Below are 324 nucleotides of genomic sequence, written 5' to 3'. Positions count from 1 at the left end.
GGGGCTGGATCACCTCCTTATACGATTTAGAACTTATTTGTTCGTAGTGTCCACACAGATGATTGTTAATTGTAAAGAGAACAACACTTATTGTTTGGGTCTGTAGCTCAGTTGGTTAGAGCGCACCCCTGATAAGGGTGAGGTCGGTGGTTCAAATCCACCCAGACCCACCACTTCTTCTTAATCTTATCACTAAGGTTAAAACGAAGTCGGATAACAAACAATAAGACCAGCATATGTGGGGCTATAGCTCAGCTGGGAGAGCGCCTGCCTTGCACGCAGGAGGTCAGCAGTTCGATCCTGCTTAGCTCCACCACTTTACTT

At 46.3% G+C, this 324-nt stretch carries 2 tRNA genes; both read left to right on the top strand.

Annotation, left to right across the window (positions count from 1 at the left end):
• Window positions 1-96 precede the first annotated feature (96 nt).
• Window positions 97-173, top strand: a tRNA-Ile gene (locus tag CWC04_RS19295).
• Window positions 174-240: 67 nt separating this feature from the next.
• Window positions 241-316, top strand: a tRNA-Ala gene (locus tag CWC04_RS19290).
• Window positions 317-324 lie beyond the last annotated feature (8 nt).

The sequence above is a fragment of the Pseudoalteromonas sp. S2893 genome, assembly GCF_005887105.1.
Lineage (GTDB): Bacteria > Pseudomonadota > Gammaproteobacteria > Enterobacterales > Alteromonadaceae > Pseudoalteromonas > Pseudoalteromonas atlantica.
This window is presented reverse-complemented; position numbering and strand designations above follow the sequence as displayed.